At 57.1% G+C, this 26,084-nt stretch carries 19 protein-coding genes, 1 tRNA gene and 4 rRNA genes; 19 read left to right on the top strand and 5 right to left on the bottom strand.

The annotated features are described in order from the left end of the window. Positions 1 to 11: 11 nt before the first annotated feature. Together qseC and qseB are read right to left on the bottom strand one after the other, a co-directional pair. Entirely contained in the window at positions 12 to 1,349 is a 1,338-nt protein-coding gene (gene qseC, locus GKQ23_RS23490) for a quorum sensing histidine kinase QseC (RefSeq protein WP_371820038.1), read from the bottom strand. Then, positions 1,349 to 2,011, bottom strand: coding sequence for a quorum sensing response regulator transcription factor QseB (qseB, locus tag GKQ23_RS23485; RefSeq protein WP_212409549.1), 663 nt, complete (start codon positions 2,009 to 2,011; stop codon positions 1,349 to 1,351). The genes qseC and qseB overlap by 1 nt, the downstream gene beginning before the upstream one ends. A gap of 220 nt (positions 2,012 to 2,231) precedes the next feature. On the opposite strand from qseB, the gene GKQ23_RS23480 reads away from it, so the two are divergent. From GKQ23_RS23480 to rbsR, 7 genes are all read left to right on the top strand, one after another. Then, entirely contained in the window at positions 2,232 to 2,627 is a 396-nt protein-coding gene (locus GKQ23_RS23480; protein ID WP_212411966.1) for a YgiW/YdeI family stress tolerance OB fold protein, read from the top strand. Between the two features lie 195 nt (positions 2,628 to 2,822). Beyond that, positions 2,823 to 3,242 carry a D-ribose pyranase gene (rbsD, locus tag GKQ23_RS23475; RefSeq protein WP_056241145.1) on the top strand — a complete coding sequence of 140 codons (420 nt, stop codon included), beginning with the start codon at positions 2,823 to 2,825 and terminating at the stop codon, positions 3,240 to 3,242. Positions 3,243 to 3,249: 7 nt separating this feature from the next. After that, entirely contained in the window at positions 3,250 to 4,755 is a 1,506-nt protein-coding gene (gene rbsA / locus GKQ23_RS23470; RefSeq protein ID WP_056241149.1) for a ribose ABC transporter ATP-binding protein RbsA, read from the top strand. A 2-nt stretch (positions 4,756 to 4,757) separates the two neighbouring features. Next, on the top strand, positions 4,758 to 5,726 hold the full coding sequence (gene rbsC / locus GKQ23_RS23465) for a ribose ABC transporter permease (protein WP_056241154.1): 969 nt from the start codon (positions 4,758 to 4,760) through the stop codon (positions 5,724 to 5,726). Between the two features lie 27 nt (positions 5,727 to 5,753). Beyond that, positions 5,754 to 6,635: a ribose ABC transporter substrate-binding protein RbsB gene (gene rbsB / locus GKQ23_RS23460; RefSeq protein ID WP_369814406.1), complete on the top strand. Its 882-nt coding sequence runs from the start codon at positions 5,754 to 5,756 to the stop codon at positions 6,633 to 6,635. 58 nt (positions 6,636 to 6,693) lie between these two features. After that, entirely contained in the window at positions 6,694 to 7,623 is a 930-nt protein-coding gene (rbsK, locus tag GKQ23_RS23455) for a ribokinase (protein WP_056241158.1), read from the top strand. A gap of 4 nt (positions 7,624 to 7,627) precedes the next feature. After that, complete coding sequence (rbsR, locus tag GKQ23_RS23450; protein WP_249168455.1) at positions 7,628 to 8,629, top strand: ribose operon transcriptional repressor RbsR; 1,002 nt, start codon at positions 7,628 to 7,630, stop codon at positions 8,627 to 8,629. Here rbsR and GKQ23_RS23445 read toward each other — a convergent pair. After that, a complete protein-coding gene (locus GKQ23_RS23445; protein WP_212409548.1) occupies positions 8,626 to 10,026 on the bottom strand; it encodes a DHA2 family efflux MFS transporter permease subunit in 1,401 nt (466 codons plus the stop codon). The genes rbsR and GKQ23_RS23445 overlap by 4 nt on opposite strands. 90 nt (positions 10,027 to 10,116) lie before the next feature. Between GKQ23_RS23445 and GKQ23_RS23440 the strand changes: the two genes are divergently transcribed. From GKQ23_RS23440 to rrf (GKQ23_RS23415), 6 genes are all read left to right on the top strand, one after another. Next, a complete protein-coding gene (locus GKQ23_RS23440) occupies positions 10,117 to 10,419 on the top strand; it encodes a hypothetical protein (protein WP_212409547.1) in 303 nt (100 codons plus the stop codon). Between the two features lie 157 nt (positions 10,420 to 10,576). Next, positions 10,577 to 12,116: ribosomal RNA gene (locus GKQ23_RS23435) — 16S ribosomal RNA — on the top strand. A 74-nt stretch (positions 12,117 to 12,190) separates the two neighbouring features. After that, positions 12,191 to 12,266, top strand: a tRNA-Glu gene (locus tag GKQ23_RS23430). Positions 12,267 to 12,493: 227 nt separating this feature from the next. After that, positions 12,494 to 15,401, top strand: a 23S ribosomal RNA gene (locus GKQ23_RS23425). A 228-nt stretch (positions 15,402 to 15,629) separates the two neighbouring features. Further along, positions 15,630 to 15,745: ribosomal RNA gene (rrf, locus tag GKQ23_RS23420) — 5S ribosomal RNA — on the top strand. Between the two features lie 41 nt (positions 15,746 to 15,786). Continuing rightward, positions 15,787 to 15,897, top strand: a 5S ribosomal RNA gene (gene rrf, locus GKQ23_RS23415). Together the 16S, 23S and 5S rRNA genes with 1 tRNA gene alongside form the textbook arrangement of a ribosomal RNA operon. 521 nt (positions 15,898 to 16,418) lie before the next feature. Here the strand turns inward: rrf (GKQ23_RS23415) and mobA are convergent. After that, positions 16,419 to 17,006, bottom strand: a complete 588-nt coding sequence (gene mobA / locus GKQ23_RS23410; protein ID WP_212409546.1) for a molybdenum cofactor guanylyltransferase MobA — start codon at positions 17,004 to 17,006, stop codon at positions 16,419 to 16,421. 72 nt (positions 17,007 to 17,078) lie between these two features. Between mobA and GKQ23_RS23405 the strand changes: the two genes are divergently transcribed. The 4 genes from GKQ23_RS23405 (at position 17,079) to polA (ending at position 22,299) form a co-directional block, all read left to right on the top strand. Then, complete coding sequence (locus GKQ23_RS23405; RefSeq protein ID WP_056233495.1) at positions 17,079 to 17,348, top strand: YihD family protein; 270 nt, start codon at positions 17,079 to 17,081, stop codon at positions 17,346 to 17,348. 74 nt (positions 17,349 to 17,422) lie between these two features. Beyond that, complete coding sequence (locus GKQ23_RS23400) at positions 17,423 to 18,415, top strand: serine/threonine protein kinase (RefSeq protein ID WP_212409545.1); 993 nt, start codon at positions 17,423 to 17,425, stop codon at positions 18,413 to 18,415. Between the two features lie 48 nt (positions 18,416 to 18,463). Continuing rightward, the gene (gene dsbA / locus GKQ23_RS23395; protein WP_101506466.1) at positions 18,464 to 19,093 is read left to right on the top strand and encodes a thiol:disulfide interchange protein DsbA; all 630 of its coding nucleotides are present in this window, start codon (positions 18,464 to 18,466) and stop codon (positions 19,091 to 19,093) included. A 404-nt stretch (positions 19,094 to 19,497) separates the two neighbouring features. Further along, entirely contained in the window at positions 19,498 to 22,299 is a 2,802-nt protein-coding gene (polA, locus tag GKQ23_RS23390) for a DNA polymerase I (protein WP_212409544.1), read from the top strand. A gap of 383 nt (positions 22,300 to 22,682) precedes the next feature. On the opposite strand, the gene yihA is transcribed toward polA, so the two are convergent. Next, complete coding sequence (gene yihA / locus GKQ23_RS23385) at positions 22,683 to 23,321, bottom strand: ribosome biogenesis GTP-binding protein YihA/YsxC (RefSeq protein ID WP_056233504.1); 639 nt, start codon at positions 23,319 to 23,321, stop codon at positions 22,683 to 22,685. 505 nt (positions 23,322 to 23,826) lie between these two features. Between yihA and yihI the strand changes: the two genes are divergently transcribed. Both yihI and hemN read left to right on the top strand, forming a co-directional pair. Then, positions 23,827 to 24,357, top strand: a complete 531-nt coding sequence (yihI, locus tag GKQ23_RS23380) for a Der GTPase-activating protein YihI (protein ID WP_212409543.1) — start codon at positions 23,827 to 23,829, stop codon at positions 24,355 to 24,357. 283 nt (positions 24,358 to 24,640) lie between these two features. Further along, complete coding sequence (gene hemN, locus GKQ23_RS23375) at positions 24,641 to 26,014, top strand: oxygen-independent coproporphyrinogen III oxidase (protein ID WP_212409542.1); 1,374 nt, start codon at positions 24,641 to 24,643, stop codon at positions 26,012 to 26,014. The last annotated feature ends 70 nt before the right edge of the window (positions 26,015 to 26,084 follow it).

The raw sequence follows: 26,084 nt of genomic DNA, 5'->3' as shown, positions 1-26,084 counted from the left end.
GATGTTGTTCGTTACCACGCCAGCGTCACCCTTAACCCGCCCTCATCACCATTGCTAAGCTGCACCCGTATGCCGTGCAGCCGGGCAATCCGCTGCACGATCGACAGCCCCAGCCCGCTGCCCGACAGCGCCTGGCCAGGAGGCCGGTAAAAGCGTTCCCCCAGCCGGGGCAGCAGCGCCGGATCCACCCCTGGCCCGTTGTCGGCCACCACTAGCCGGCCCGGCTGCAGCCGCAGCACGACCTCTCCCCCCGGTGGTGTGTAGCGAATGGCGTTATGCAGCAGGTTGCGCAGCAGCAACGCCAGCAGCAGCGGGTTGCCGCGGAAGTGCAGCGTGTCGGGCGCCTCCAGCCGCAGCTCCACCTTGCCCGCCTGGGCCAGCGCATCCTGCTCAACGATCGCCTGGCGCAGCAGGTCGGTGAGGTCCAGCATGGCGACCTCCGGCGGCTGGCCGTCGTCCAGCCGTGACAGCACCAGCAGCTGATCCACCAGTCGGGTGGCGCGATCGATGCCGTGGTCGAGGTTCACCAGCGCGTGCTGGCGCATGGCCGTATCGTCGTGGGCCAGCTGCGCGACTTCGGTCTGTACCTTCAGCGCCGCCAGCGGGCTGCGCAGCTCGTGGGCGGCATCGGAGGTAAAGCGCCTTTCGCGCAGCAGCGTCTGGCTGATGCGGGCAAACAGCTGATTAAGCGCCTGCAGCAGCGGACGCACCTCGGCCGGTACGCCGTTATCCGCCAGCGGTGCGGCATCGTCCGCCGCCCGCTGCCGCAGCTGATGGGTCAGACGCTTAAGCGGCGACAGCTGGTGGCTGACCAGCCACAGCATCAGCAGCAGCATCACCGGCAGCGCCAGCAGCCAGGGCAGCAGGCTGGCCTGCACCAGATCGCGGGTCATATCCTCGCGATACTCCCACTCCTGGCCGACCACCACCCGTGACTGCCCGTCTGCGCTGGTTAGCCACAGCAGCCGCCAGCGGTCGTCATCGCCGCGCAGCTGGCCGTCACTGAAGCCGTCCTGACCCGGGTGCCAGAGAAAATTGCGACCGTTATCGCCGTCGTTAAGCAGCATGCGGCCGTCGCGGCTGAACACCGCAAACGCCAGCGCGTCGTCATCCTGCTCGCCGCGGTGGTGGCGCAGCATTTTTTTGCTTTTCGGCAGCGGCCCGGCATCCGCTACCGGCTGCTGCTGCAGGGTGGTCAGCCGCTTGGCAAACAGCATCTGCTGGGTGTCGAACAGCTGATTGATATTGTGCCGCGTCTGCCACCAGGTGCCGACCGCCGCCGCGCCCCAGCACAGCAGGCTCAGCAGCAGAAAGCCCAGCATCAGACGCAGGCGTAAGCTGTGCGGCATCACGGCGCCTCCCCCAGCGCGTAGCCGACGCCGTGGACGGTGCGGATAAAGCTGCTGCCGAGCTTTTTACGCAGGTGGTGAATATGCACCTCCACCGCGTTGCTGGAGACGTCATCCTCCCAGCCGTACAGCTTCTCCTCCAGCTGCGCGCGGGTCAGGATCCGTCCGGCGTTGAGCAGGAACAGTTCCAGCAGCGCCAGCTCGCGCGCCTTTAACGGTAAGGATTCGCCGTGCAGGGTGGCGGTGTGCGCGGCGGGGTTGAGCACCAGCCCGCCGTGCTGCAGGGTGGGTTGCAGCTGGCCGTGGCGGCGTCGGATCAGCGCCTGCAGGCGAGCCGCCACTTCGCTCAGGGCAAAGGGTTTGCACAGGTAGTCGTCGGCACCCTGCTGTAAGCCGCTGACCCGCTGCTCCAGCGCGTCGCGGGCGGTAAGGATCAGCACCGGCTCGTCCTGGCCCTGCTGCCGCCAGTGGCGCAGGATCGCCAGCCCGTCGATCTCCGGCAGGCTCAGGTCCAGCACCACCGCGTCATAGGGGGCGGCGCTCAGCGCCTGCATTCCCTGCGTGCCGCCGGTGAACCAGTCCACGCTGAAGCCCAGTTTTCCCAGCCCGGCCTGCAGGCCGTCGCCGATCAGGCGATCATCTTCCACCAGCAAAATTCTCATCGTTTCTCCCTCTCAGTTAACGGAGTTATACGAAGCATCCGTCGTGCTGTACAGGGCGCGAGGCGGAAATTGCCGTGATTTACGCAGCCTGAAGAAAAATCGCCACCGCCGCCTGCGCCTTAAGATCCTGTTAAGAACCCTTTGCTGTAATGACCGCTCAACAGCACGTATCCGGCAGCGATGGCTGCCCTGTTCAGGAAGAAAGGAGCACATAATGACGATGAAAAAATCAGCCGCGCTGCTGGCGATTACCGCCCTGATGGCTACCCCGGTACTGGCCGTACAGCAGGGTGGGTTTGTTGACCCGAACGCCGCCTCACCGCATACGCAGCAGGGCGGTTTTAGCGGACCTGATGGCAGCCTGGTCACCGTGAAGCAGGCGCTGGATATGAAGGATGATGCCTGGGTGACGCTGCGCGGCACTATCGAAAAGCGGGTGGGCGATGAGGACTATCAGTTCCGTGATGCTACCGGCACCCTGCAGGTGGAGATCGACCATAAACGCTGGGACGGGCAGACCATCGGCCCGCAGGATAAGGTTGAACTGCAGGGTAAACTGGATAAAGACTTCAACTCCGTCGAGCTGGACGTAAAGCAGGTACGTAAAATTCCCTGACGGAGATAGCTCCGCGTCATAAAAATGTCACCGTAATGGCAGTGGAACCGCTGCCATTTTACCCCTAAAGCAAATTGCCCGCCCGCGTCAGCGAAACGTTTCGATAGCGATCACATTTTCGCATTTTCCCGATTGTTTTCCCCTGCCTGTTTCTTACACTGCAGTTCAGCGAAACGTTTCGCTCTGGAGTGGAAAATGAAAAAAGGCACCTTACTGAATTCTGATATCTCAACCGTGGTCGCGCGCCTCGGCCATACCGACACCATCGTGATTGGCGATGCCGGCCTGCCGGTGCCGCACGGCCCGCAACGTATCGATCTGGCCTTAACTCACGGTATTCCCAGCTTCTTACAGGTGGCGCAGGCGGTAACGGATGAGATGCAGGTCGAGAGTGCTACGATTGCGGAAGAGATTAAACAGCATAATCCGCAGCTCCACGCCCAGCTGCTCACGCTGCTTGAAACATTGCAACAACACCAGGGAAACCTTATTACCCTTCATTACGTCAGTCACGTTCAGTTCAAACAACAAACTCAAAGCAGCCAGGCGGTCATTCGCAGCGGGGAGTGCTCTCCGTATGCCAATGTGATCCTCAGCGCTGGCGTGACCTTCTGAGGCCGTTATGCAACCTTTACTGCAACTGAAAGGCATCGAAAAATCGTTTCCGGGGGTGAAAGCCCTCTCCGGTGCCGCGCTCAACGTCTACCCCGGCCGCGTGATGGCGCTGGTGGGCGAGAACGGCGCGGGTAAATCGACCATGATGAAGGTGATGACCGGCATCTATCAGCGTGACGCCGGCAGCTTTGTCTGGCTGGGCAAAGAGACCACCTTCAACGGGCCGAAAGCGTCCCAGGAAGCGGGGATCGGCATCATCCATCAGGAGCTGAACCTGATCCCGCAGCTGAGCATTGCCGAAAATATCTTCCTCGGCCGCGAGTTCGTGAATCGTTTCGGACGCATCCAGTGGAGCAAAATGCACAGCGAGGCCGACGCGCTGCTGAAACGCCTCAACCTGCGCTTCAGCAGCCACCGGCTGGTGGGCGATCTGTCGATCGGCGATCAGCAGATGGTGGAGATCGCCAAGGTGCTGAGCTTCGAGTCAAAAGTGATCGTCATGGACGAACCGACGGACGCCCTGACCGACACCGAAACCGCCTCGCTGTTCCGGGTGATCAACGAGCTGAAGGCGCAGGGGTGCGGCATCGTCTATATCTCGCACCGGATGAAAGAGATTTTTGAGATCTGCGACGACGTTACCATTTTCCGCGACGGGCAGTTTATCGCCGAGCGTGAGGTGGTCTCGCTCAGCGAAGAGTCGCTGATTGAGATGATGGTCGGCCGCAAGCTGGAAGATCAGTATCCGCGTCTGGATAAAGCGCCGGGCGGGGTGCGTCTGAAGGTTGATAATCTGTGCGGCCCGGGGGTGGATGACGTCAGCTTTACCCTGCGTAAGGGCGAGATCCTCGGCGTAGCCGGGCTGATGGGCGCCGGGCGTACCGAACTGATGAAAGTGCTGTACGGCGCGTTAAAGCGTTCCGCCGGCACGGTGACTCTCGACGGACAGGCCGTCACCGCGCGTTCGCCGGAAGAGGGGCTGCTGAACGGCATCGTTTATATCTCTGAAGACCGCAAGCGTGACGGGCTGGTGCTCGGCATGTCGGTAAAAGAGAATATGTCGCTGACCGCGCTGAAGTACTTCAGCCACGGCGGCGGTCGCCTGAAGCATGCGGAAGAGCAGCTGGCAGTGGGCGACTTTATTAAGCTGTTTAACGTCAAAACGCCGTCGATGAACCAGCCGATTGGCCTGCTCTCCGGCGGCAATCAGCAGAAAGTGGCGATTGCCCGCGGCCTGATGACCCGGCCAAAGGTGCTGATCCTTGATGAACCGACGCGCGGCGTCGACGTCGGGGCGAAGAAAGAGATCTATCAGCTGATTAACCAGTTTAAAGAGGAGGGGCTGAGCATCATCCTGGTCTCTTCCGAAATGCCGGAAGTGCTGGGCATGAGCGACCGCGTGCTGGTAATGCACGAAGGCCGCCTCAGCGGTGACTTCCCGATTGAACAGGCCTCGCAGGAAATTCTGATGGCGGCGGCAGTAGGTAAACATTACAGCGCGGAGCTGGCATAACTATGAGTACGCAAACTATCCCTTCACGCCGGCTGATCAGTAAGGCCTGGCTGCTGGAACAGAAGTCGCTGATTGCGCTGGTGGTGTTGATCGCCATCGTCTCCAGCCTCAGCCCAAACTTCTTCACCGTGGCAAACCTGTTTAACATTCTGCAGCAGACCTCGGTTAACGCCATTATGGCGGTGGGCATGACGCTGGTGATCCTCACCTCCGGCATCGATCTGTCGGTGGGATCGCTGCTGGCGCTGACCGGCGCGGTGGCGGCGTCGATCGTCGGCCTGGAAGTTAATGCGCTGGTAGCGGTGGCGGCAGCGCTGGCGCTGGGCGCGTTGATTGGCGGCATTACCGGCACCATCGTGGCCCGCGGTAAAGTGCAGGCGTTTATCGCCACGCTGGTGATGATGCTGCTGCTGCGCGGTGTGACCATGGTTTATACCAACGGCAGCCCGATCAATACCGGTTTCAACGACAACGCGGATCTGTTCGGCTGGTTCGGCATCGGCCGCCCGCTGGGCATCCCGACCCCGGTGTGGCTGATGGCGATCGTGTTTCTCGCCGCCTGGTACATGCTGCACCACACTCGTCTGGGCCGCTATATCTATGCGCTGGGCGGCAACGAATCGGCTACCCGCCTCTCCGGCATCAGCGTTAACCGGGTAAAAATCATCGTTTACGCGCTGTGCGGCATGCTGGCGGCGCTGGCGGGCACCATCGAGGTGGCGCGTCTCTCCTCGGCACAGCCAACGGCCGGTACCGGTTACGAGCTGGATGCGATTGCGGCTGTGGTGCTGGGCGGTACCAGCCTGGCCGGCGGGAAAGGCCGCATTATGGGCACGCTGATCGGCGCGTTAATCCTCGGTTTCCTTAATAACGGGCTCAACCTGCTCGGCGTTTCTTCTTACTACCAAATGATCGTCAAAGCGGTGGTTATCTTGCTGGCGGTGCTGGTAGACAACAAAAGCAGTAAATAACTCTTTTACCTTACACAGGATACGTACATGAAGATGAACAAACTGACTGCACTGGCCGTACTGCTTGGCGCCACCCTCAGCGCCAGCGCCATGGCTAAAGACACCATCGCTCTGGTGGTCTCTACCCTGAACAACCCGTTCTTCGTGTCTCTTAAGGATGGCGCGCAGAAGGAAGCGGACAAGCTGGGTTACAACCTGGTCGTGCTGGATTCACAGAACAACCCGGCAAAAGAGCTGGCGAACGTGCAGGATCTGACCGTGCGCGGCACCAAAGTGCTGTTGATCAACCCTACCGACTCTGATGCGGTGGGTAACGCCGTGAAGATGGCCAACCAGGCTAACATTCCGGTGATCACCCTGGACCGCGTGGCTGCTCAGGGCACGGTGGTCAGCCATGTCGCTTCTGACAACCGCTTTGGCGGCAAGACTGCCGGTAACTTCCTGGCCAAAAAGCTGGGTGACGGTGCGAAAATTATCGAGCTGGAAGGCATTGCCGGTACCTCAGCAGCGCGTGAGCGCGGTGAAGGTTTCAAACAGGCCGCCGACGAACACAAGTTCAACATCCTGGCCAGCCAGCCAGCGGACTTTGACCGTACCAAAGGCCTGAACGTGATGCAGAACCTGCTGACCGCGCATCCTGACGTGCAGGCCGTGTTCGCGCAGAACGATGAAATGGCGCTGGGCGCATTGCGCGCATTGCAAACCGCAGGAAAATCTGATGTTCTCGTGGTGGGCTTTGACGGCACGCCAGACGGCGTGAAAGCAGTCGAAGGCGGCAAACTGGCCGCGACCGTAGCTCAGCTGCCGGAGCAGATCGGCGTTATCGGCGTGCAAACCGCGGATAAAGTGCTGAAAGGCCAGAAGGTTCAGGCCATTAACCCGGTAGACCTGAAGCTGGTCACCAAATAAATCAAAGAAAAGCATGGCACGCGCCACCTTCGGGTGGCGCACTTATCTGGATACTCTCATGACGAAAACCGGCAAACTGGCTGTCCTTGGCAGCATCAACGCAGATCACATCCTTAACCTGGCCCATTTTCCCCGTCCGGGTGAAACGGTGATCGGCAACCAGTATCAGGTGGCCTTTGGCGGAAAAGGAGCTAACCAGGCTGTGGCGGCCGGGCGCAGCGGTGCCGACATTGCTTTTATCGCCTGCGTCGGTGACGACGACATCGGCGAGCGCGTGCGCCAGCAGCTGGCCAGCGATCGTATTGACATCACCCCGGTTGCCGCAGTGGCGGGCGAACCGACCGGCGTGGCGCTTATTTTTGTTAATGGCGAAGGTGAAAATACCATCGGCATTCATGCCGGTGCCAATGCGGCACTGACCCCCGACCGCGTGCAGCAGCATCAGCAGGTGATTGCCGATGCGGACGCGCTGTTAATGCAGCTGGAATCGCCGCTGGAGAGCGTACTGGCGGCGGCACAGATTGCCCGTCAGCACCATACTCAGGTGATCCTCAATCCGGCACCGGCTACGGCGCTGTCTGACCAGCTGCTGGCGCTGATTGATATCATCACCCCGAATGAGACCGAGGCGCAGATCCTCACCGGCGTCGTCGTCGATTCTGACGCTGCCGCTGCGCAGGCCGCGTCGGTACTGCATGCGAAAGGCATCAGTACCGTACTGATTACCCTCGGCAGCCGCGGCGTCTGGCTCAGCGAGCAGGGTAACGGCCAGCGCGTGCCCGGTTTTCGCGTTGAAGCGGTGGACACCATCGCCGCTGGCGATACCTTCAACGGCGCGCTGATCACCGCGCTGCTGGAGCAGCGGCCGATGACCGAAGCCGTGCGTTTCGCGCATGCGGCCGCGGCGATTGCCGTCACCCGTCGTGGCGCACAGCCCTCCGTTCCCTGGCGTGAAGAGACAGACGGCTTCTTGCAACAGCAGGAGTAAATGTGTGGCCACTATGAAAGACGTCGCCCGCCTGGCGGGCGTCTCTACTTCTACCGTATCGCACGTAATCAACAACAACCGCTTCGTCAGCGAGGCGGTGCGTGAAAAGGTGACCGCGGCGATCGGCCAGCTGAACTACGCCCCCTCGGCGCTGGCGCGCAGCCTGAAGATCAATCAGACCCGCACCATCGGCATGCTGCTGACCGCCAGCAGCAACCCGTTCTATTCGGAAGTGGTGCGCGGCGTGGAGCGCAGCTGCTACGAGCGCGGCTACAGCCTGGTGCTGTGCAATACCGAAGGTGACGAAGACCGTATGAACCGCAGCCTGGAAACGCTGTTGCAAAAGCGCGTGGACGGCCTGCTGGTAATGTGTACCGAGAGCCATACCCCAGCCGCCGATATCCTTAAACGCTATCCGACCATCCCCTCGGTGATCATGGACTGGGCTCCGTTCGAACAGGGCAGCGATATCATTCAGGATAACGCGTTGCTGGGCGGTGACATCGCCACGCGGTTTCTGATCTCGCGTGGCTATACGCGCATTGCCTGTATCGCCGGGCCGCAGGATAAAACCCCCGCCCGCCTGCGGCTTGAGGGGTATTGCCAGGCGATGCAGGCCACCGGGCTGCCGATCCTGCCGGGCTACGTTATTGAGGCTGATTTCGAATTCCAGGGCGGTTACAACGCCATGAATGCGCTACTGGCGCTGGAGCAGCCGCCACAGGCGGTGTTCACCAGCAACGATGCGATGGCGGTGGGCGTCTACCATGCCCTCTATCAGGCCGGGCTGACCGTGCCGCAGGATATGGCGGTGATGGGCTACGATGATATTGAACTGGCGCGCTATATGACCCCGCCGCTGACCACCATTCATCAGCCGAAAGATGAACTGGGCCAGCTGGCGGTGGATACGCTGCTGCAGCGGCTGAACCAGCCCGGTGCCAGCCCGCAACTGCTGGTGCTGACCCCGGAGCTGGTGGAGCGTGATTCGGTCGGGGAACGTTAAACCGGCTTCTTCTTATCGCGATCGCTGATTAGGTTGCGGCCATCGCCCGGCTTCAGCAGCAGGAACACCCCCGCAGACAGCACGGTGATCGCGCCCATGGTCAGGAAGGTGGCGTGGAAGTGTTGCAGGGTGGTGCCATCGAAGTTCTCATAAAAGCGCAGCACGGCGGCGCTGACCGCCACGCCAAAACCTATCGCCAGCTGCTGAGTGACCGCCAGCATGCTGTTGCCGCTGCTGGCGTTGGCATCGCTCAGGTCGGCCAGCGTAATGGTGTTCATCGCGGTAAACTGCGTCGACATCGCCATACCCAGCACAAACAGCGGGATTAGCAGCGTCGCAATGCTCCAGCTAGCCGACTGCAGCGAGAAAGAGGCGATCAGCACGCCGATAATCACGCTGATGCCGGTCAGCGTTTTGCGATAACCGTACCAGCGCAGCACGCGCGTCACGGTTGATTTGGCCAGAATAGATCCCAGCGCAATCGGTGCCACCATAAAGCCGGCCAGCAGCGCGGTGTAACCGAAGCCGACCTGCAGCATTAACGGCATTAAGAACGGCACGCAGCCGGTGCCCAGCCGTGAAGCAATGTTGCCGACGATGCCCACCGAGAAGGTGCGGGTCTTAAACATCGGCAGCGGCAGCAGCGGGGAAGGGTGTCGCCGCGCGTGTACTATATATAGAAGCAGCAGCACAATGCCGCCCGCCAGCACCCCGCCGGCGACCAGGCTGGATACCACCCGCTCACCAAACAGCTCAATCCCCCCGGAAATGCCGACCAGCCCCAGACCAAACAACAAAAAACCTGCCAGGTCGAAGCGACGTTTCGGGGTGGTAAAGTCAGGCATATATTTGCGGGCATAGAAGATGCCGAGCAGGCCGATCGGAATGTTGATTAAAAATATCCAGTGCCAGCTGGCCCAGGTGACCAGCGCGCCGCCCAGCAGCGGCCCCAGCACCGGGCCGACCAGGCCGGGCATGGTGACAAAGTTCAGCACCGGTAGCAGCTCGCTGCGCGGATAGGCACGCAGCAGCGCCAGGCGTGCCACCGGCATCATCATCGCACCACCGATGCCCTGGATAATGCGCGAGGTGACCAGCATCGCCAGAGAGCCGGAGAGCGCACAGGCCAGTGAACCGAGTGAAAACAGCAGCACGGCAACAATGAACACCTTACGGGTACCGTAACGATCGGCCAGCCAGCCGCTGACCGGGATCAGCATTGCCACCGTCAGGGTGTAGCTGATAATTGCCGACTGCATCGCCAGCGGAGAACGCTGCAGGCTGTCAGCGATAGCGGGCAGCGCGGTGTTGAGGATGGTGGCATCCAGCGCCTGCATAAAGAAGGCCATGGCGGCGATCCACGGAAGTCCGGCCATACTGCGCGCGGATTTGATCATGGGTGGTCCTTTTATTGAGGGTTATGGTACCAAAAGTGCACCTGACGCAGAGAGAGTAGCAGCTCTGTTATGTCAGCGGGGAGGTGTTACATGTCTGTTCTGGCCGAAATTGCGCTTTTAATGCGCCGTTATTGTGTGTTTTTACCGCTTATGACCAAAAAAACGGCTCTCAGTCATTTTTTTGCAATAAACACTTGTCACCCGTCGGGAACTCCCTATAATGCGCCTCCATCGACACGGAACAACGGCTTACAGGCCAGCGTGTTGAGAGGTTCAGGAAGTTCTGAACCGCCGGAAAAAACTTCTCAAAAAGAAGTTGACTCCGAAGGAGGAAAGCGTAATATACGCCACCTCGCAACAGGAAGCTTCGGCACTGATTGCACCGCTCTTTAACAATTTATCAGACAATCTGTGTGGGCACTCGCAGGATTGATATCAGACACCTTCGGGTGTCAAAAAATATCAAGTCTCACGAGTGAACACATAATGAAATTCATTATGACGTTTTACAGATGAGCATCGCTGCACTTGTTGCAGCAAATCGAACTTTTAATTGAAGAGTTTGATCATGGCTCAGATTGAACGCTGGCGGCAGGCCTAACACATGCAAGTCGAACGGTAGCACAGAGAGCTTGCTCTTGGGTGACGAGTGGCGGACGGGTGAGTAATGTCTGGGAAACTGCCCGATAGAGGGGGATAACTACTGGAAACGGTAGCTAATACCGCATAACCTCGTAAGAGCAAAGTGGGGGACCTTCGGGCCTCACGCTATCGGATGTGCCCAGATGGGATTAGCTAGTAGGTGGGGTAATGGCTCACCTAGGCGACGATCCCTAGCTGGTCTGAGAGGATGACCAGCCACACTGGAACTGAGACACGGTCCAGACTCCTACGGGAGGCAGCAGTGGGGAATATTGCACAATGGGCGCAAGCCTGATGCAGCCATGCCGCGTGTATGAAGAAGGCCTTCGGGTTGTAAAGTACTTTCAGCGGGGAGGAAGGCGATGAGGTTAATAACCTCGTCGATTGACGTTACCCGCAGAAGAAGCACCGGCTAACTCCGTGCCAGCAGCCGCGGTAATACGGAGGGTGCAAGCGTTAATCGGAATTACTGGGCGTAAAGCGCACGCAGGCGGTCTGTCAAGTCAGATGTGAAATCCCCGGGCTTAACCTGGGAACTGCATTTGAAACTGGCAGGCTAGAGTCTTGTAGAGGGGGGTAGAATTCCAGGTGTAGCGGTGAAATGCGTAGAGATCTGGAGGAATACCGGTGGCGAAGGCGGCCCCCTGGACAAAGACTGACGCTCAGGTGCGAAAGCGTGGGGAGCAAACAGGATTAGATACCCTGGTAGTCCACGCTGTAAACGATGTCGACTTGGAGGTTGTGCCCTTGAGGCGTGGCTTCCGGAGCTAACGCGTTAAGTCGACCGCCTGGGGAGTACGGCCGCAAGGTTAAAACTCAAATGAATTGACGGGGGCCCGCACAAGCGGTGGAGCATGTGGTTTAATTCGATGCAACGCGAAGAACCTTACCTGGCCTTGACATCCACGGAATTCGGCAGAGATGCCTTAGTGCCTTCGGGAACCGTGAGACAGGTGCTGCATGGCTGTCGTCAGCTCGTGTTGTGAAATGTTGGGTTAAGTCCCGCAACGAGCGCAACCCTTATCCTTTGTTGCCAGCGATTCGGTCGGGAACTCAAAGGAGACTGCCGGTGATAAACCGGAGGAAGGTGGGGATGACGTCAAGTCATCATGGCCCTTACGGCCAGGGCTACACACGTGCTACAATGGCGCATACAAAGAGAAGCGAACTCGCGAGAGCAAGCGGACCTCATAAAGTGCGTCGTAGTCCGGATCGGAGTCTGCAACTCGACTCCGTGAAGTCGGAATCGCTAGTAATCGTAGATCAGAATGCTACGGTGAATACGTTCCCGGGCCTTGTACACACCGCCCGTCACACCATGGGAGTGGGTTGCAAAAGAAGTAGGTAGCTTAACCTTCGGGAGGGCGCTTACCACTTTGTGATTCATGACTGGGGTGAAGTCGTAACAAGGTAACCGTAGGGGAACCTGCGGTTGGATCACCTCCTTACCTCAAGATACTTTCCCGCGTAGTGTCCACACAGATTGTCTGATAGAAAAGTAACGAGCAAAGTAGCACCCAAGGTCCCCATCGTCTAGAGGCCCAGGACACTGCCCTTTCACGGCTGTAACAGGGGTTCGAATCCCCTTGGGGACGCCACACCGGTAACGACGTGAAAGACGTTACCAACCAGTATCTCAAAACTGATTAAGCCGTAAGGCCAGTCACGTTTGAGATATTTGCTCTTTAAAAATCCGGAACAAGCTGAAAATTGAAACGACATGTCGTTTTCATTCTCCGTAATAAGAATGAAGTCAACGATATGTTCGAGTCTCTCAAATGCTTGCAACTTTCGAGTTGTCCTGCGGGACGCTTGTGGGTTGTGAGGTTAAGCGACTAAGCGTACACGGTGGATGCCTAGGCAGTCAGAGGCGATGAAGGGCGTGCTAATCTGCGATAAGCGTCGGTAAGGTGATATGAACCGTTATAACCGACGATACCCGAATGGGGAAACCCAGTGTGTTTCGACACACTATCATGTCATGAATACATAGTGGCATGAGGCGAACCGGGGGAACTGAAACATCTAAGTACCCCGAGGAAAAGAAATCAACCGAGATTCCCCCAGTAGCGGCGAGCGAACGGGGAACAGCCCAGAACCTGAATCAGTTTGTGCGTTAGTGGAAGCGTCTGGAAAGTCGCAGGGTACAGGGTGATACTCCCGTACACAAAAACGCATATTCTGTGAGTTCGATGAGTAGGGCGGGACACGTGACATCCTGTCTGAATATGGGGGGACCATCCTCCAAGGCTAAATACTCCTGACTGACCGATAGTGAACCAGTACCGTGAGGGAAAGGCGAAAAGAACCCCGGCGAGGGGAGTGAAACAGAACCTGAAACCGTGTACGTACAAGCAGTGGGAGCACCTTCGTGGTGTGACTGCGTACCTTTTGTATAATGGGTCAGCGACTTATATTCTGTAGCAAGGTTAACCGTATAGGGGAGCCGAAGGGAAACCGAGTCTTAACTGGGCGTTAAGTTGCAGGGTATAGACCCGAAACCCGGTGATCTAGCCATGGGCAGGTTGAAGGTTGGGTAACACTAACTGGAGGACCGAACCGACTAATGTTGAAAAATTAGCGGATGACTTGTGGCTGGGGGTGAAAGGCCAATCAAACCGGGAGATAGCTGGTTCTCCCCGAAAGCTATTTAGGTAGCGCCTCGTGAACTCATCTTCGGGGGTAGAGCACTGTTTCGGCTAGGGGGCCATCCCGGCTTACCAACCCGATGCAAACTGCGAATACCGAAGAATGTTATCACGGGAGACACACGGCGGGTGCTAACGTCCGTCGTGAAGAGGGAAACAACCCAGACCGCCAGCTAAGGTCCCAAAGTCATGGTTAAGTGGGAAACGATGTGGGAAGGCACAGACAGCCAGGATGTTGGCTTAGAAGCAGCCATCATTTAAAGAAAGCGTAATAGCTCACTGGTCGAGTCGGCCTGCGCGGAAGATGTAACGGGGCTAAACCATGCACCGAAGCTGCGGCAGCGACATGTAAATGTTGTTGGGTAGGGGAGCGTTCTGTAAGCCGTCGAAGGTGGCCTGTGAGGGCTGCTGGAGGTATCAGAAGTGCGAATGCTGACATAAGTAACGATAAAGCGGGTGAAAAGCCCGCTCGCCGGAAGACCAAGGGTTCCTGTCCAACGTTAATCGGGGCAGGGTGAGTCGACCCCTAAGGCGAGGCCGAAAGGCGTAGTCGATGGGAAACGGGTTAATATTCCCGTACTCGGTGTTACTGCGAAGGGGGGACGGAGAAGGCTATGTTAGCCGGGCGACGGTTGTCCCGGTTTAAGCATGTAGGCGGAGGTCTTAGGTAAATCCGGGACCTTACTAACGCTGAGGTGTGACGACGAGGCACTACGGTGCTGAAGTAACAAATGCCCTGCTTCCAGGAAAAGCCTCTAAGCATCAGGTAACATCGAATCGTACCCCAAACCGACACAGGTGGTCAGGTAGAGAATACCAAGGCGCTTGAGAGAACTCGGGTGAAGGAACTAGGCAAAATGGTGCCGTAACTTCGGGAGAAGGCACGCTGTCGGTAGGTGAACCCCCTCGCGGGTGGAGCCGAAGGCAGTCGAAGATACCAGCTGGCTGCAACTGTTTATTAAAAACACAGCACTGTGCAAACACGAAAGTGGACGTATACGGTGTGACGCCTGCCCGGTGCCGGAAGGTTAATTGATGGGGTTATCGCGCTGCGAGAAGCTCTTGATCGAAGCCCCGGTAAACGGCGGCCGTAACTATAACGGTCCTAAGGTAGCGAAATTCCTTGTCGGGTAAGTTCCGACCTGCACGAATGGCGTAATGATGGCCAGGCTGTCTCCACCCGAGACTCAGTGAAATTGAACTCGCTGTGAAGATGCAGTGTACCCGCGGCAAGACGGAAAGACCCCGTGAACCTTTACTATAGCTTGACACTGAACATTGAGCCTTGATGTGTAGGATAGGTGGGAGGCTTTGAAGCGTGGACGCCAGTCTGCGTGGAGCCATCCTTGAAATACCACCCTTTAACGTTTGATGTTCTAACCTGGCGCCGTAATCCGGCGTGGGGACAGTGTCTGGTGGGTAGTTTGACTGGGGCGGTCTCCTCCCAAAGAGTAACGGAGGAGCACGAAGGTTAGCTAATCACGGTCGGACATCGTGAGGTTAGTGCAATGGCATAAGCTAGCTTGACTGCGAGAGTGACGGCTCGAGCAGGTGCGAAAGCAGGTCATAGTGATCCGGTGGTTCTGAATGGAAGGGCCATCGCTCAACGGATAAAAGGTACTCCGGGGATAACAGGCTGATACCGCCCAAGAGTTCATATCGACGGCGGTGTTTGGCACCTCGATGTCGGCTCATCACATCCTGGGGCTGAAGTAGGTCCCAAGGGTACGGCTGTTCGCCGTTTAAAGTGGTACGCGAGCTGGGTTTAGAACGTCGTGAGACAGTTCGGTCCCTATCTGCCGTGGGCGCTGGAGAATTGAGAGGGGTTGCTCCTAGTACGAGAGGACCGGAGTGAACGCACCACTGGTGTTCGGGTTGTCATGCCAATGGCATTGCCCGGTAGCTAAGTGCGGAAAAGATAAGCGCTGAAAGCATCTAAGCGCGAAACTTGCCTCGAGATGAGTTCTCCCTGGGTCCCTGAGACCCCTGAAGGGACGTTGAAGACTACGACGTTGATAGGCCGGGTGTGTAAGCGCAGCGATGCGTTGAGCTAACCGGTACTAATGACCCGTGAGGCTTAACCTTACAACGCCAGAAGCGTTCTGGTAGCGTTATGAGAGACGCAAAGATTTTCAGCTTGTTTTACCGGATAAAGAATTCAGTTGTTCTGCGGACTATAGTCCGAAGGATTTTGTACTGAGGCAAGGCGGCAAGCGAAGGCAGTGAAGGAGCATACACCAGTATGTGACTGAGCTGACGAGCGCAGCCAACGCAGCATCAGTGCAAAAGACACAGGACGGCACAAAAGATTTGCCTGGCGGCTTTAGCGCGGTGGTCCCACCTGACCCCATGCCGAACTCAGAAGTGAAACGCCGTAGCGCCGATGGTAGTGTGGGGCCTCCCCATGCGAGAGTAGGGAACTGCCAGGCATCAAATTAAGCAATAAGCCTCATGCGAAAGCATGGGGCTTTTTTGCGTCTTCAGCCCGGTGGTCCCGCCTGACCCCATGCCGGACTCAGAAGTGAAACGCCGTAGCGCCGAGGGTAGTGTGGGGCCTCCCCATGCGAGAGCAGGACAAAATGGCCGGGAGCCATTTTGAACGGCGCTCAGCGCCGGCCCGAAGGGTGGCCCACAGGGATGTGGGCCATAAACTGCCAGGCATCAAACAAAGAATAACCCCGACCGAAAGGCCGGGGTTTTTTCTTTTGCAAAAAACACGATAAAAAACCCCTGCCGTAACGGCTCGTCCCCCTCCGTTTTCCCTCTTCACTGGTCAAAAAATCAGATTTTAAACGCAAAACCCGCCGCTCCGGACCGGGCTGATGACTCATCCGTGGTCCGAATAAAAAGTGATGGCGCTTTATTGTGCTCCGGGTATAAAAATCGGCGTAAAATCACGGATGGTGCGCGTCTGAGAGAGGGTCTTTAAGCTATTTTCTGCAGGCATTGAATCATTAACCCTCTTAATCACCTGTTAGATAATTAATTTCTCATAAAATTAGTGAGATAAATGGCTCAGGAAGAGATTCTCATACTGTTATAAAGGCTAAAATACCCCCTGAAGCGTGTCAGATATGGAGTAAAGAGGTCTGTTTCCGGCGATTATCTGTCAATTAAATCTTCTGGCCGGTTAATATTGTCAAAAGCCCGTCCGGTGAGGCTAAATTCCACGCTGTGCCCGCCCGCCTGCTGTAAGAAGAGCAGCAGTTTACGCTCTCCCCGTGCCAGATACTGCGCCAGTAAACCCGCCAGATCCCGGTGCAGTAGCGCCAGCGTGGGGTGATCGCGCTGTTCCGCACGTGCCCAAACTGCCTTCGCCAGTCCCTTATGCCGCCACAGATGTTCCACCAGATTGTCCGGCAGATGCGGCGTATCGCAGGAACTGAAGGCCAGCCACTCTGTTTCTGCCTGTAGCAGTGCGCTCAGCATGCCGGCCAGTGGGCCGGGAAAGTCCGCCAGCGTATCGCGTATCACCGGCAGGCCACTCTGTTGATATAACGCAATATTGCGGTTGGCATTAATCCATACCCTGTCTACCTGGGGCCGTAAGCGGTACAACACGTGTTGATACAACGGCTGGTTACGATACAGCAGCAGCCCTTTATCGTTGCCGCCCATTCTGCTACCACGCCCGCCGGCAAGGATCACACCGGTGATTGTGGCTTTATCCGCAGCGGAAAACAGACTCATGATCACTGTCCTTAGCTGATGAAAAGAGTTCCCTGCCGGCAATCGGGCAGGGGCTGACAGAGGAAGAATACTATGAAATATCACCGACTCAACGAGCTTATTACCCTGTTACAGCCCGCGTGGCAGGAGCAGCCCGACCTGAACCTGCTGGAGTTTTTACAGCAGATGGCCGATGACGCCGGCTTTACGCAGCCGCTGGCCACGCTGAGCGATGACGCGCTGATCTATCATCTTAAAATGCGCAGCGCGGCTGATACGGCGGTTATCCCCGGTTTAGCCAAAGACTATGAGGATGATTTTAAGACCGCCTTACTGCGGGCTCGCGGCATAATTAAGGAGTAAATCGGCCGTAGCCGGCATGACGACCGGCGTTTAATGATATTCTTGCAGGCACATTTCCCGTAAGAGCATGCCGGATGAAAGAACCTGCCTTTAACTTTGACACGCTGACGCCAGACGCCATCCTCGATGCGCTGTGGGATAGCGGGATCCGCGTGGAATCCGGCCTGACGGCGCTGAACAGCTACGAAAACCGCGTCTACCAGTTCGCCGATGAAGATAAACGGCGCTATGTCGCCAAATTTTATCGACCACAGCGCTGGTCACAGGCGCAAATCGCCGAGGAGCATCAGTTCACCGCCGAGCTGTTCGCCGATGAGGTGCCTGTCGCAGCCCCGCTGACGCTGGGCGGCACCACCTTGCAACAGCATCAGGGGTTCTGGTTTGCGGTCTTTCCCAGCCTCGGCGGCCGCCAGTATGAAACGGATAACTACGATCAGCTGGAGTGGGTTGGACGTTATCTCGGGCGCATTCATCAGACCGGCCGTAAAAAAATCTTCACCGATCGGCCGACGATGGGATTACAGGAGTATATCGACCAGCCCTTAGCCACGCTGGCCGCCAGCGATCTGGTGCCTGCCGGGATGAAAGATAATTTACTGACCAGCGTGGAGCGCCTGCGCACAACTTTACAAAACAGCTGGCATACTCAGTGGCAGCCGCTGCGTCTGCACGGTGACTGTCACCCTGGCAATATTCTCTGGCGTGATGGCCCGCTGTTTGTCGATCTGGACGACGCGCGCAATGGCCCGGCAGTGCAGGATCTGTGGATGCTGATCAACGGCGATCGCCAGGAACAGCGTCTGCAGTGGGATATTCTGCTGGAGGCCTACCGTGAATTCAGCGACTTTGACGAACATGAATTGTCACTGATTGAACCTTTACGTGCTATGCGGATGGTTTATTATCTGGCATGGGTGGTACGCCGTTGGCACGATCCGGCTTTCCCGGGCAGTTTCCCGTGGATGACGGATGAAGATTTCTGGCGCCGTCAGATTTCCATTTTTACTGAACAGGACCGGATTTTGCAGGAACCCCCGCTGCAGTTAATGCCAGGTTACCCGCTGTGATAGTCCTTTTGTTCACCTACTGATCCGTTACGAGGAGAGAGTTTCACAATGAAAAAGATTTTGTTTGCGCTGGTCGGCATGGTTCTGGCTTTCAGCGCTTCCGCTGCACAATTTACCGATGGCAAAGAGTATGTGACGCTGGATAAACCAGCTACCGGTGAACCCCAGGTGCTGGAGTTCTTCTCATTCTTCTGTCCACACTGCTTTGAGTTTGAAGAAGTCTGGCACGTGAGTGATGCGGTAAAGAAAAACCTGCCTGCGGACGTTAAGGTCACCAAATATCACGTTGAATTCCTCGGCGGCGATCTGGGTAAAACCGTGACCCAGGCCTGGGCGGTAGCAATGGCGCTGGGCGTGGAAGATAAAGTTACGGCACCGCTGTTTGACGGTATTCAGAAAAGCCAGACCATCACCGATGCGGCCAGCCTGAAGGCGGCCTTTGTGAAAGCTGCCGGCATCAAACCAGAAGATTACGACGCGGCCTGGAACAGCTTTGTCGTTAAATCACTGGTTGCTCAGCAGGAGAAAGCTGCAGCCGATCTGGATTTGCGCGGCGTGCCGGCGATGTTCGTTAACGGCAAATATATGGTTAACAACGGCGGTCTCGACACCAGCTCAATGGACAACTATGTGCAGGGCTTTGCGAACGTGGTGAAGTTCCTGGTCAGCCAGAAGTAAGCTCAACGGTCAGATTATCGCCGGCCATGAGCCGGCGTTTTTTTTATCGTTATGGAATGAACGTGGTGAAATTGTGCTTTCTCCAGCCATATATCGCGTTATCCCGCTTTATATCTTTGACTTATATCCACAAATGAAAAATGTCGAAAAAGTCAGATTGTCTTATTCAGAATCAAATTAACCTTATGATTATTAGAATAAATAGTGATAATTGCTGATGCTGTTATCGGTTCCTGCCATCCGATCAGAAAAATTACACACAAACTTATCCACAGAACCTCATTGCGCGCCATGCCGCAGTAATTGCATCACATCCTGAATAATCGCCGTTGCGATTTCCTGTTTTATGCCCGGCTGTGGCATCCTTACACCCATCGAAGCAACCCGGAAGAACGTGACCCCCTATGGCTGAAATTGCAGAAAACCCGCTGATCCTGGTAGATGGATCCTCCTACCTGTACCGCGCTTATCATGCTTTCCCCCCGCTAACCAACGCAGCCGGGGAACCGACCGGCGCCATGTATGGTGTGCTGAACATGCTGCGCAGCCTGCTGCTGCAATATAAGCCAAGCCACGTCGCCGTGGTGTTTGACGCTAAGGGTAAAACGTTCCGCGACGAATTATTTGAGGCCTATAAATCCCATCGCCCGCCGATGCCTGACGACCTGCGCGCGCAGATTGAACCGCTGCACGCGATGGTGAAAGCGATGGGGCTGCCGCTGCTGGCCGTGCCGGGCGTCGAGGCCGATGATGTGATCGGCACGCTGGCGCTGGCGGCGGAAAAAATGGGTAAACCGGTGCTGATTAGCACCGGTGACAAAGATATGGCCCAGCTGGTATCGCCGGACGTCACGCTGATCAATACCATGAACAACGCCATTCTTGGCCCGGACGAGGTGGAAGCCAAATACGGTATCCCACCGTCACTGATCATCGATTTCCTCGCGCTGATGGGCGACTCCTCCGATAACATTCCGGGTGTGGCCGGCGTGGGGGAGAAAACGGCGCAGGCGCTGTTGCAGGGATTAGGCGGCATTAAAGAGATTTACGCTAATCTGGACAAGGTGGCCACGCTGACCTTCCGTGGGGCAAAAACCATGGCCGCCAAACTGGAACAGAGCAGGGAGATGGCCTTCCTCTCGTACCAGCTGGCGACCATCAAAACCGACGTTGAGCTGGAGTTAACCTGCGAGCAGTTGACGGTGACTGAACCGGCGGTGGAAGCGCTGCTGGAGCTGTTTAAACACTACGAATTTAAGCGCTGGATCGTCGATCTGGAAGAGGGTAAATGGCTGCAGGGCAACCGTGGCAACGCGTCAGCGAAAAAAGTTGCCGCAGTGGAGCAGCAGGCAGATCCCGCCTCTGAGCCAGCCGAATCGGTGAGTACGCTCTCCGCTGACGGCTATGTCACCATTCTGGATCAGGCGACGTTCGACAGCTGGCTGCAGAAGTTGCAGAACAGCGAGCTGTTTGCCTTTGATCTGGAAACCGACTCGCTCGATACCCTCAGCGCCAACATCGTCGGACTCTCTTTTGCGGTAGCGCCGGGAGAGGCTGCCTATCTGCCGGTGGCACACGACTATCTTGATGCGCCGGAGCAGCTGGACCGCAGCGAGGTGCTGGCACGGCTGAAGCCGCTGCTGGAAGACGCGGGTGCGTTGAAGGTCGGGCAGAACCTCAAGTACGACCGCGGCGTGCTGCAGCGCTATGACATTGAGCTGCGCGGCATCCGTTTCGATACCATGCTTGAATCCTACGCGCTGAACAGCGTCGCCGGCCGCCACGATATGGATACGCTGGCGGCACGCTGGCTGAACCATAAGACGGTCACCTTTGAGGAGATTGCCGGTAAAGGGAAGAACCAGCTGACCTTTAATCAGATCGCGCTCGAGCAGGCCAGCCATTATGCGGCGGAAGACGCCGACGTCACCCTGCAGCTGCATCTGAAAATGTGGCCGCTGCTGGCGGCAGAAACCGGACCGAAGCAGGTGTTCGAGCAGGTTGAGATGCCGCTGGTGCCGGTGATCTCACGCATTGAGCGTAACGGCGTGCTGATCGACCAGGCGATTCTTGCGGCGCACTCACAGGAGCTGGGCAACCGTCTGGCCGAGCTGGAAAAACAGGCGCACGATCTGGCCGGCGAACCGTTTAACCTCTCATCGCCTAAGCAGCTGCAGACCATTCTGTTTGAAAAGCAGGGCATCAAGCCGACCAAAAAAACCCCGGGCGGCGCGCCGTCTACCAGTGAGGAGGTGCTGGCGGAGCTGGCGCTCGACTATCCGCTGCCGAAGGTGATTCTGGAGCATCGCGGGCTGTCGAAGCTGAAGTCGACCTACACCGACAAGCTGCCGCAGATGATCAACCCGGTCAGCAAGCGGGTGCACACCTCCTATCACCAGACGGTAACGGCCACCGGGCGCCTCTCCTCCAGCGATCCGAACCTGCAGAATATCCCGGTGCGCAACGATGAGGGTCGGCGCATCCGGCAGGCCTTTATCGCTCCTCAGGGGCACGTGATCCTGGCGGCGGACTACTCGCAGATTGAGCTGCGTATCATGGCGCACCTGTCGCAGGATAAGGGACTGCTTACTGCATTTGCCAGCGAGCAGGACATTCACCGCGCCACCGCCGCCGAAGTGTTTGGCGTCGCGCTGGACAAGGTAAGTGGTGAGCAGCGCCGTAGCGCGAAAGCGATTAACTTTGGCCTGATTTACGGTATGAGCGCCTTTGGCCTGTCGCGCCAGCTCAATATTCCGGCCGGTGAAGCGAAGAAGTATATGGACCTCTACTTCCAGCGCTATCCGGGCGTGCTGCAGTATATGGAGCGCACCCGCGAGCAGGCCGCGGAGAAAGGCTACGTTGAGACGCTGGACGGCCGTCGTCTCTACCTGCCGGACATCAACGCCAGCAATGCCATCCGTCGCAAAGCGGCGGAACGTGCCGCGATCAACGCACCGATGCAGGGTACCGCCGCGGACATTATCAAACGGGCGATGATTGCGGTGGATGACTGGTTGACCTCCACGCCGGATTCAGACGTCACCATGATTATGCAGGTACACGATGAACTGGTGTTTGAAGTCCGTGCTGACGCGGTTGAGGCGGCGACGGCAAAAATTCGTCAGCTGATGGAGAGCAGCATGACGCTGGACGTGCCGCTGCGCGTTGAGGTCGGCGTAGGTAATAACTGGGATGAAGCGCACTAAGGCGCTGCTAACACGGGCCATGCTCCGGTCTGTTCTTCAGGCCGGATGGCCCGATCGGTCATAAGAAAATCGTACGGATTAATCGGTTCAGCAACGGCCACAATGGACCTGTGGAGAAAAATGCAGCTAAGCGTTTCAAGCAAAAGCATTTTTTTAGTAATTAAGCTACAGGATTGCTGTCGTTATGTGACTTATGTTGGATTAATCCGGTCGTTTTCTGAAAATTTACTACAGAAAACCCTTTTGACCGCTCAAAAAATCAGGTAAAGTTCGTCGCGTAGGGTACAGAGGTAAGATGTTCTATCTTTCAGACCTTTTACTTCACGTAATCGGATTTGGCTGAATATTTAGCCGCCCCAGTCACGCTGTGACTGGGGCGTTTTTTATTGTGTTTCTTCTGCGTCTTCTTCCACCGCCGGTGGGATCTCGCGATACCAGCTGTCCAGCTTCTGGCTGAGCTTATCCACGCCAATCTTCTTCAGCGATGAGAACATCTCCACCTGCACGTTGCCGACAAACCCTTTCGCGGTTTCGCGTACGGCGTTTAGCTGCGCTTTGCGTGCGCCAGAAGCCAGCTTATCGGCTTTCGTCAGCAGCACCAGCACTTCGATCCCGCTCTGTACCGCCCATTTGATCATCTGCTGATCGAGATCTTTGAGCGGATGGCGAATATCCATCAGCACCACCAGCCCCTTCAGGCACTGCCGCTCCTGCAGATACTCTGCCAGTGCGCGCTGCCATTTCAGCTTCATCTCTTCCGGCACTTCGGCATAACCATAGCCGGGCAGGTCGACGAGGCGATAACCTTCGGCCACCTGGAACAGGTTAATCAGCTGGGTGCGTCCAGGCGTTTTACTGGTACGCGCCAGGCTTTTCTGATTGGTCAGCGTATTCAGCGCGCTGGATTTTCCCGCATTGGAACGCCCGGCGAACGCCACCTCAATACCGGTATCGGAGGGCAGGTGGCGAATATCGGGGGCGCTGGTAACAAAATGAGTAAGGTGATAATTCCAGCCAGACAAAATAGATACTCCAGAAAAAAGGGCAATTGCGTTGATTATACCCTGTATGACGCTAAAGCGCCCGGTAAGAGACAAGCCAGCATTGCTGCTGTAAGAGATTTGCCATCAGTATTGACAGTACTCTCTGATTTTAAAAAAATCATAAAACTTTATTGTTATATTTTTCAGTCAGTTAATTATGACCTGATAAGTGAAATAGTAAATTATCAGGCAGTCACCTTGTGAGACTGGCTCCGTCGTCTAAAGTAGATACCGGAAACAGGATGTTTTCCTTCAGGATGAAGCGCTCAGGGAACATCAGGATGATGGCGGGCGGTACAGGAGTGGGCAGAGGCAAAGGAAAACAGGGACGTTGGCTGCTAAAAAGGACATTGATACTGTAAATCCTTCTGTAGAAGGTGCGAAAAAAGGCGACAGGGTGACCTGCCGCCTTTTTTCTTGCTGCGCTTTCTGCTAGATTCCGGCGCAATTCTATACTGAAGATAAACGTCTGAGATCAGAAACCATGAAGCAACCAGCACACGCACCCCAGGGTAAAAAACCAGCACGGGTAAAACGCAAGTCCCGCGAAGAACTTAATCAGGAAGCGCGCGATCGCAAGCGTAATAAAAAAGGCAGCGGTAACGTCTCCGGCAGCCGGGCTAATCCGGTCGCTGAAAAACCGAAAAACGGCAGCAGCAGTGCGGCAAAAGACCCGCGCATCGGCAGCAAAAAGCCTATCGCTCTCGGTGCCAACGTGCCGGCCAGCAAACCGCTGAAGCCGGCTAAAGTCGCGAAACCGGCACCTGAGAAGAAGCGCCAGTCACCGGAAGAGGAGCTGGCTGCGCTGGAAAGCGATCCGCGTCTGGATACGCTGCTGGATCGTCTGGAGAACGGTGAAACGCTGTCTGCGGAAGACCAGGCCTGGCTCGATCAGTCGCTGGACCGTATCGACGTGCTGATGGAACAGCTGGGTATCGCGCTGGATGATGATGCAGAGGCAGAAGATCAGCAGGCGGAAGAGGACATGTACCGTCTGCTGAAGGGCGGCCAGTAAGCCCGTCAGCGCCTTGCCCATCCGGAGAACGTCAGGTTCTCCGTCTGATTCTCCGACGTCAACCTTGCGGTAGCGCAATCTGCGCTGCCGCATCAGCCAGAATTCTCTCACCATGATTTGGCCTGGATCAATTATTGCGTTAATTCTGCTGAGCTGGCTGGGGTGGCTGTTGTTTAAACTACAGCGGCTGGCGCACAAAAAAGCCCGTTTGCGCCGCAGGCTGGTTAGCCGGCAGCCCCCCGCTGTCCGGCGACCGCATCCGGGGCGAAAACGGTGAGTCACCATGAACAGGCAATGCATTGAGTGGGATCTCCCGCTGATCCAGAAATACAACACCTCCGGCCCACGCTACACCTCCTATCCCACCGCGCTGGAGTTCCGTCAGGATTATGATGACCGGGCGTTTATGCTCGCCGCGCAACGTTACCCTGAGCGCCCGCTATCGCTCTATCTGCATATCCCGTTCTGCCACCGGCTCTGCTACTTTTGCGGCTGTAACAAGCAGGTGACCCGCCAGCAGCATAAGGCAGACAGCTACCTGGACGCGCTGGTGCGTGAAATCAGCGCCCGTGCTCCGCTGTTCGCGCGGCGGCAGGTCAGCCAGATCCACTGGGGCGGCGGCACGCCGACCTTCCTTAACCCGGCGCAGATTAGCCGGCTGATGCACTGCCTGCGTCAGCACTTCATCATCAACGCCGACGCGGAGATCTCGATTGAGATTGACCCGCGCGAGATAGCACTCGATATGCTGGACCACCTGCGCGCCGAAGGCTTTAACCGGCTGAGTATGGGGGTGCAGGATTTTAACAAGCAGGTGCAGGAGAAGGTTAACCGGGTACAGGATGAGGCGTTTATCTTTGCGCTGGTGGCGCGCGCGCGTCAGCTGGGCTTCGCCTCCACCAGCATCGACCTGATCTACGGCCTGCCGGCACAGACCCCGCAGAGCTTCGCCTTCACTCTCGAAAAGGTGGTGGCGCTTAACCCCGATCGCCTCAGCGTGTTCAGCTACGCGCACATGCCCAGCCTGTTTGCCGCCCAGCGTAAAATTCACGAACGGGACCTGCCGGGAGCACAGCAGAAGCTGGAGATCCTGCAGCACACTATCAGCACGCTGACCGCGCAGGGCTATCAGTTTATCGGCATGGACCATTTTGCCCGCCACGACGATGAGCTGGCGCTCGCCCAGCGCAGCGGCCAGCTGCACCGTAATTTCCAGGGCTATACCACGCACGCCGGCAGCGACCTGCTGGGAATGGGCGTGTCGGCGATCAGCTACCTCGGCGACAGCTATGCGCAGAATCATAAAGAGTTGAAGGCGTATTACGGGCAGATCCACGCCGGGCACAGCGCGCTGTGGCGCGGGCTGCAGCTGAGCGATGACGACCGCCTGCGCGGTGAGGTGATCAAAAGCCTGATCTGCAATTTCTCACTGTCGTTCAACGCGATTGAAGCCGGGTATGGCATCGATTTCCGGCGCTATTTTGCCGACGAGCTACGGCAGCTGGCTCCGCTGGTGGCTGACGGGCTGGTGGAGCAGCACGCAGAGGGGCTACAGGTGACCGCTAAGGGCCGCATGCTGGTTCGTCATGTCTGCATGTGCTTTGACAGTTACCTGCGGCAGAACGCCGCAGAGACGCGATTTTCGCGGGTGATCTGACAAAAAAAGACGGGCGCCTGCGCGTCCCGCCTCTCTCACGGCTTCTCTGATCCAGCGGCGCGTTTCTCCA

Source organism: Erwinia sp. E602, assembly GCF_018141005.1.
GTDB lineage: Bacteria > Pseudomonadota > Gammaproteobacteria > Enterobacterales > Enterobacteriaceae > Erwinia.
Note: the sequence above shows the minus strand (reverse complement) of the source record. Positions and strands in the feature narration are given on the sequence as shown.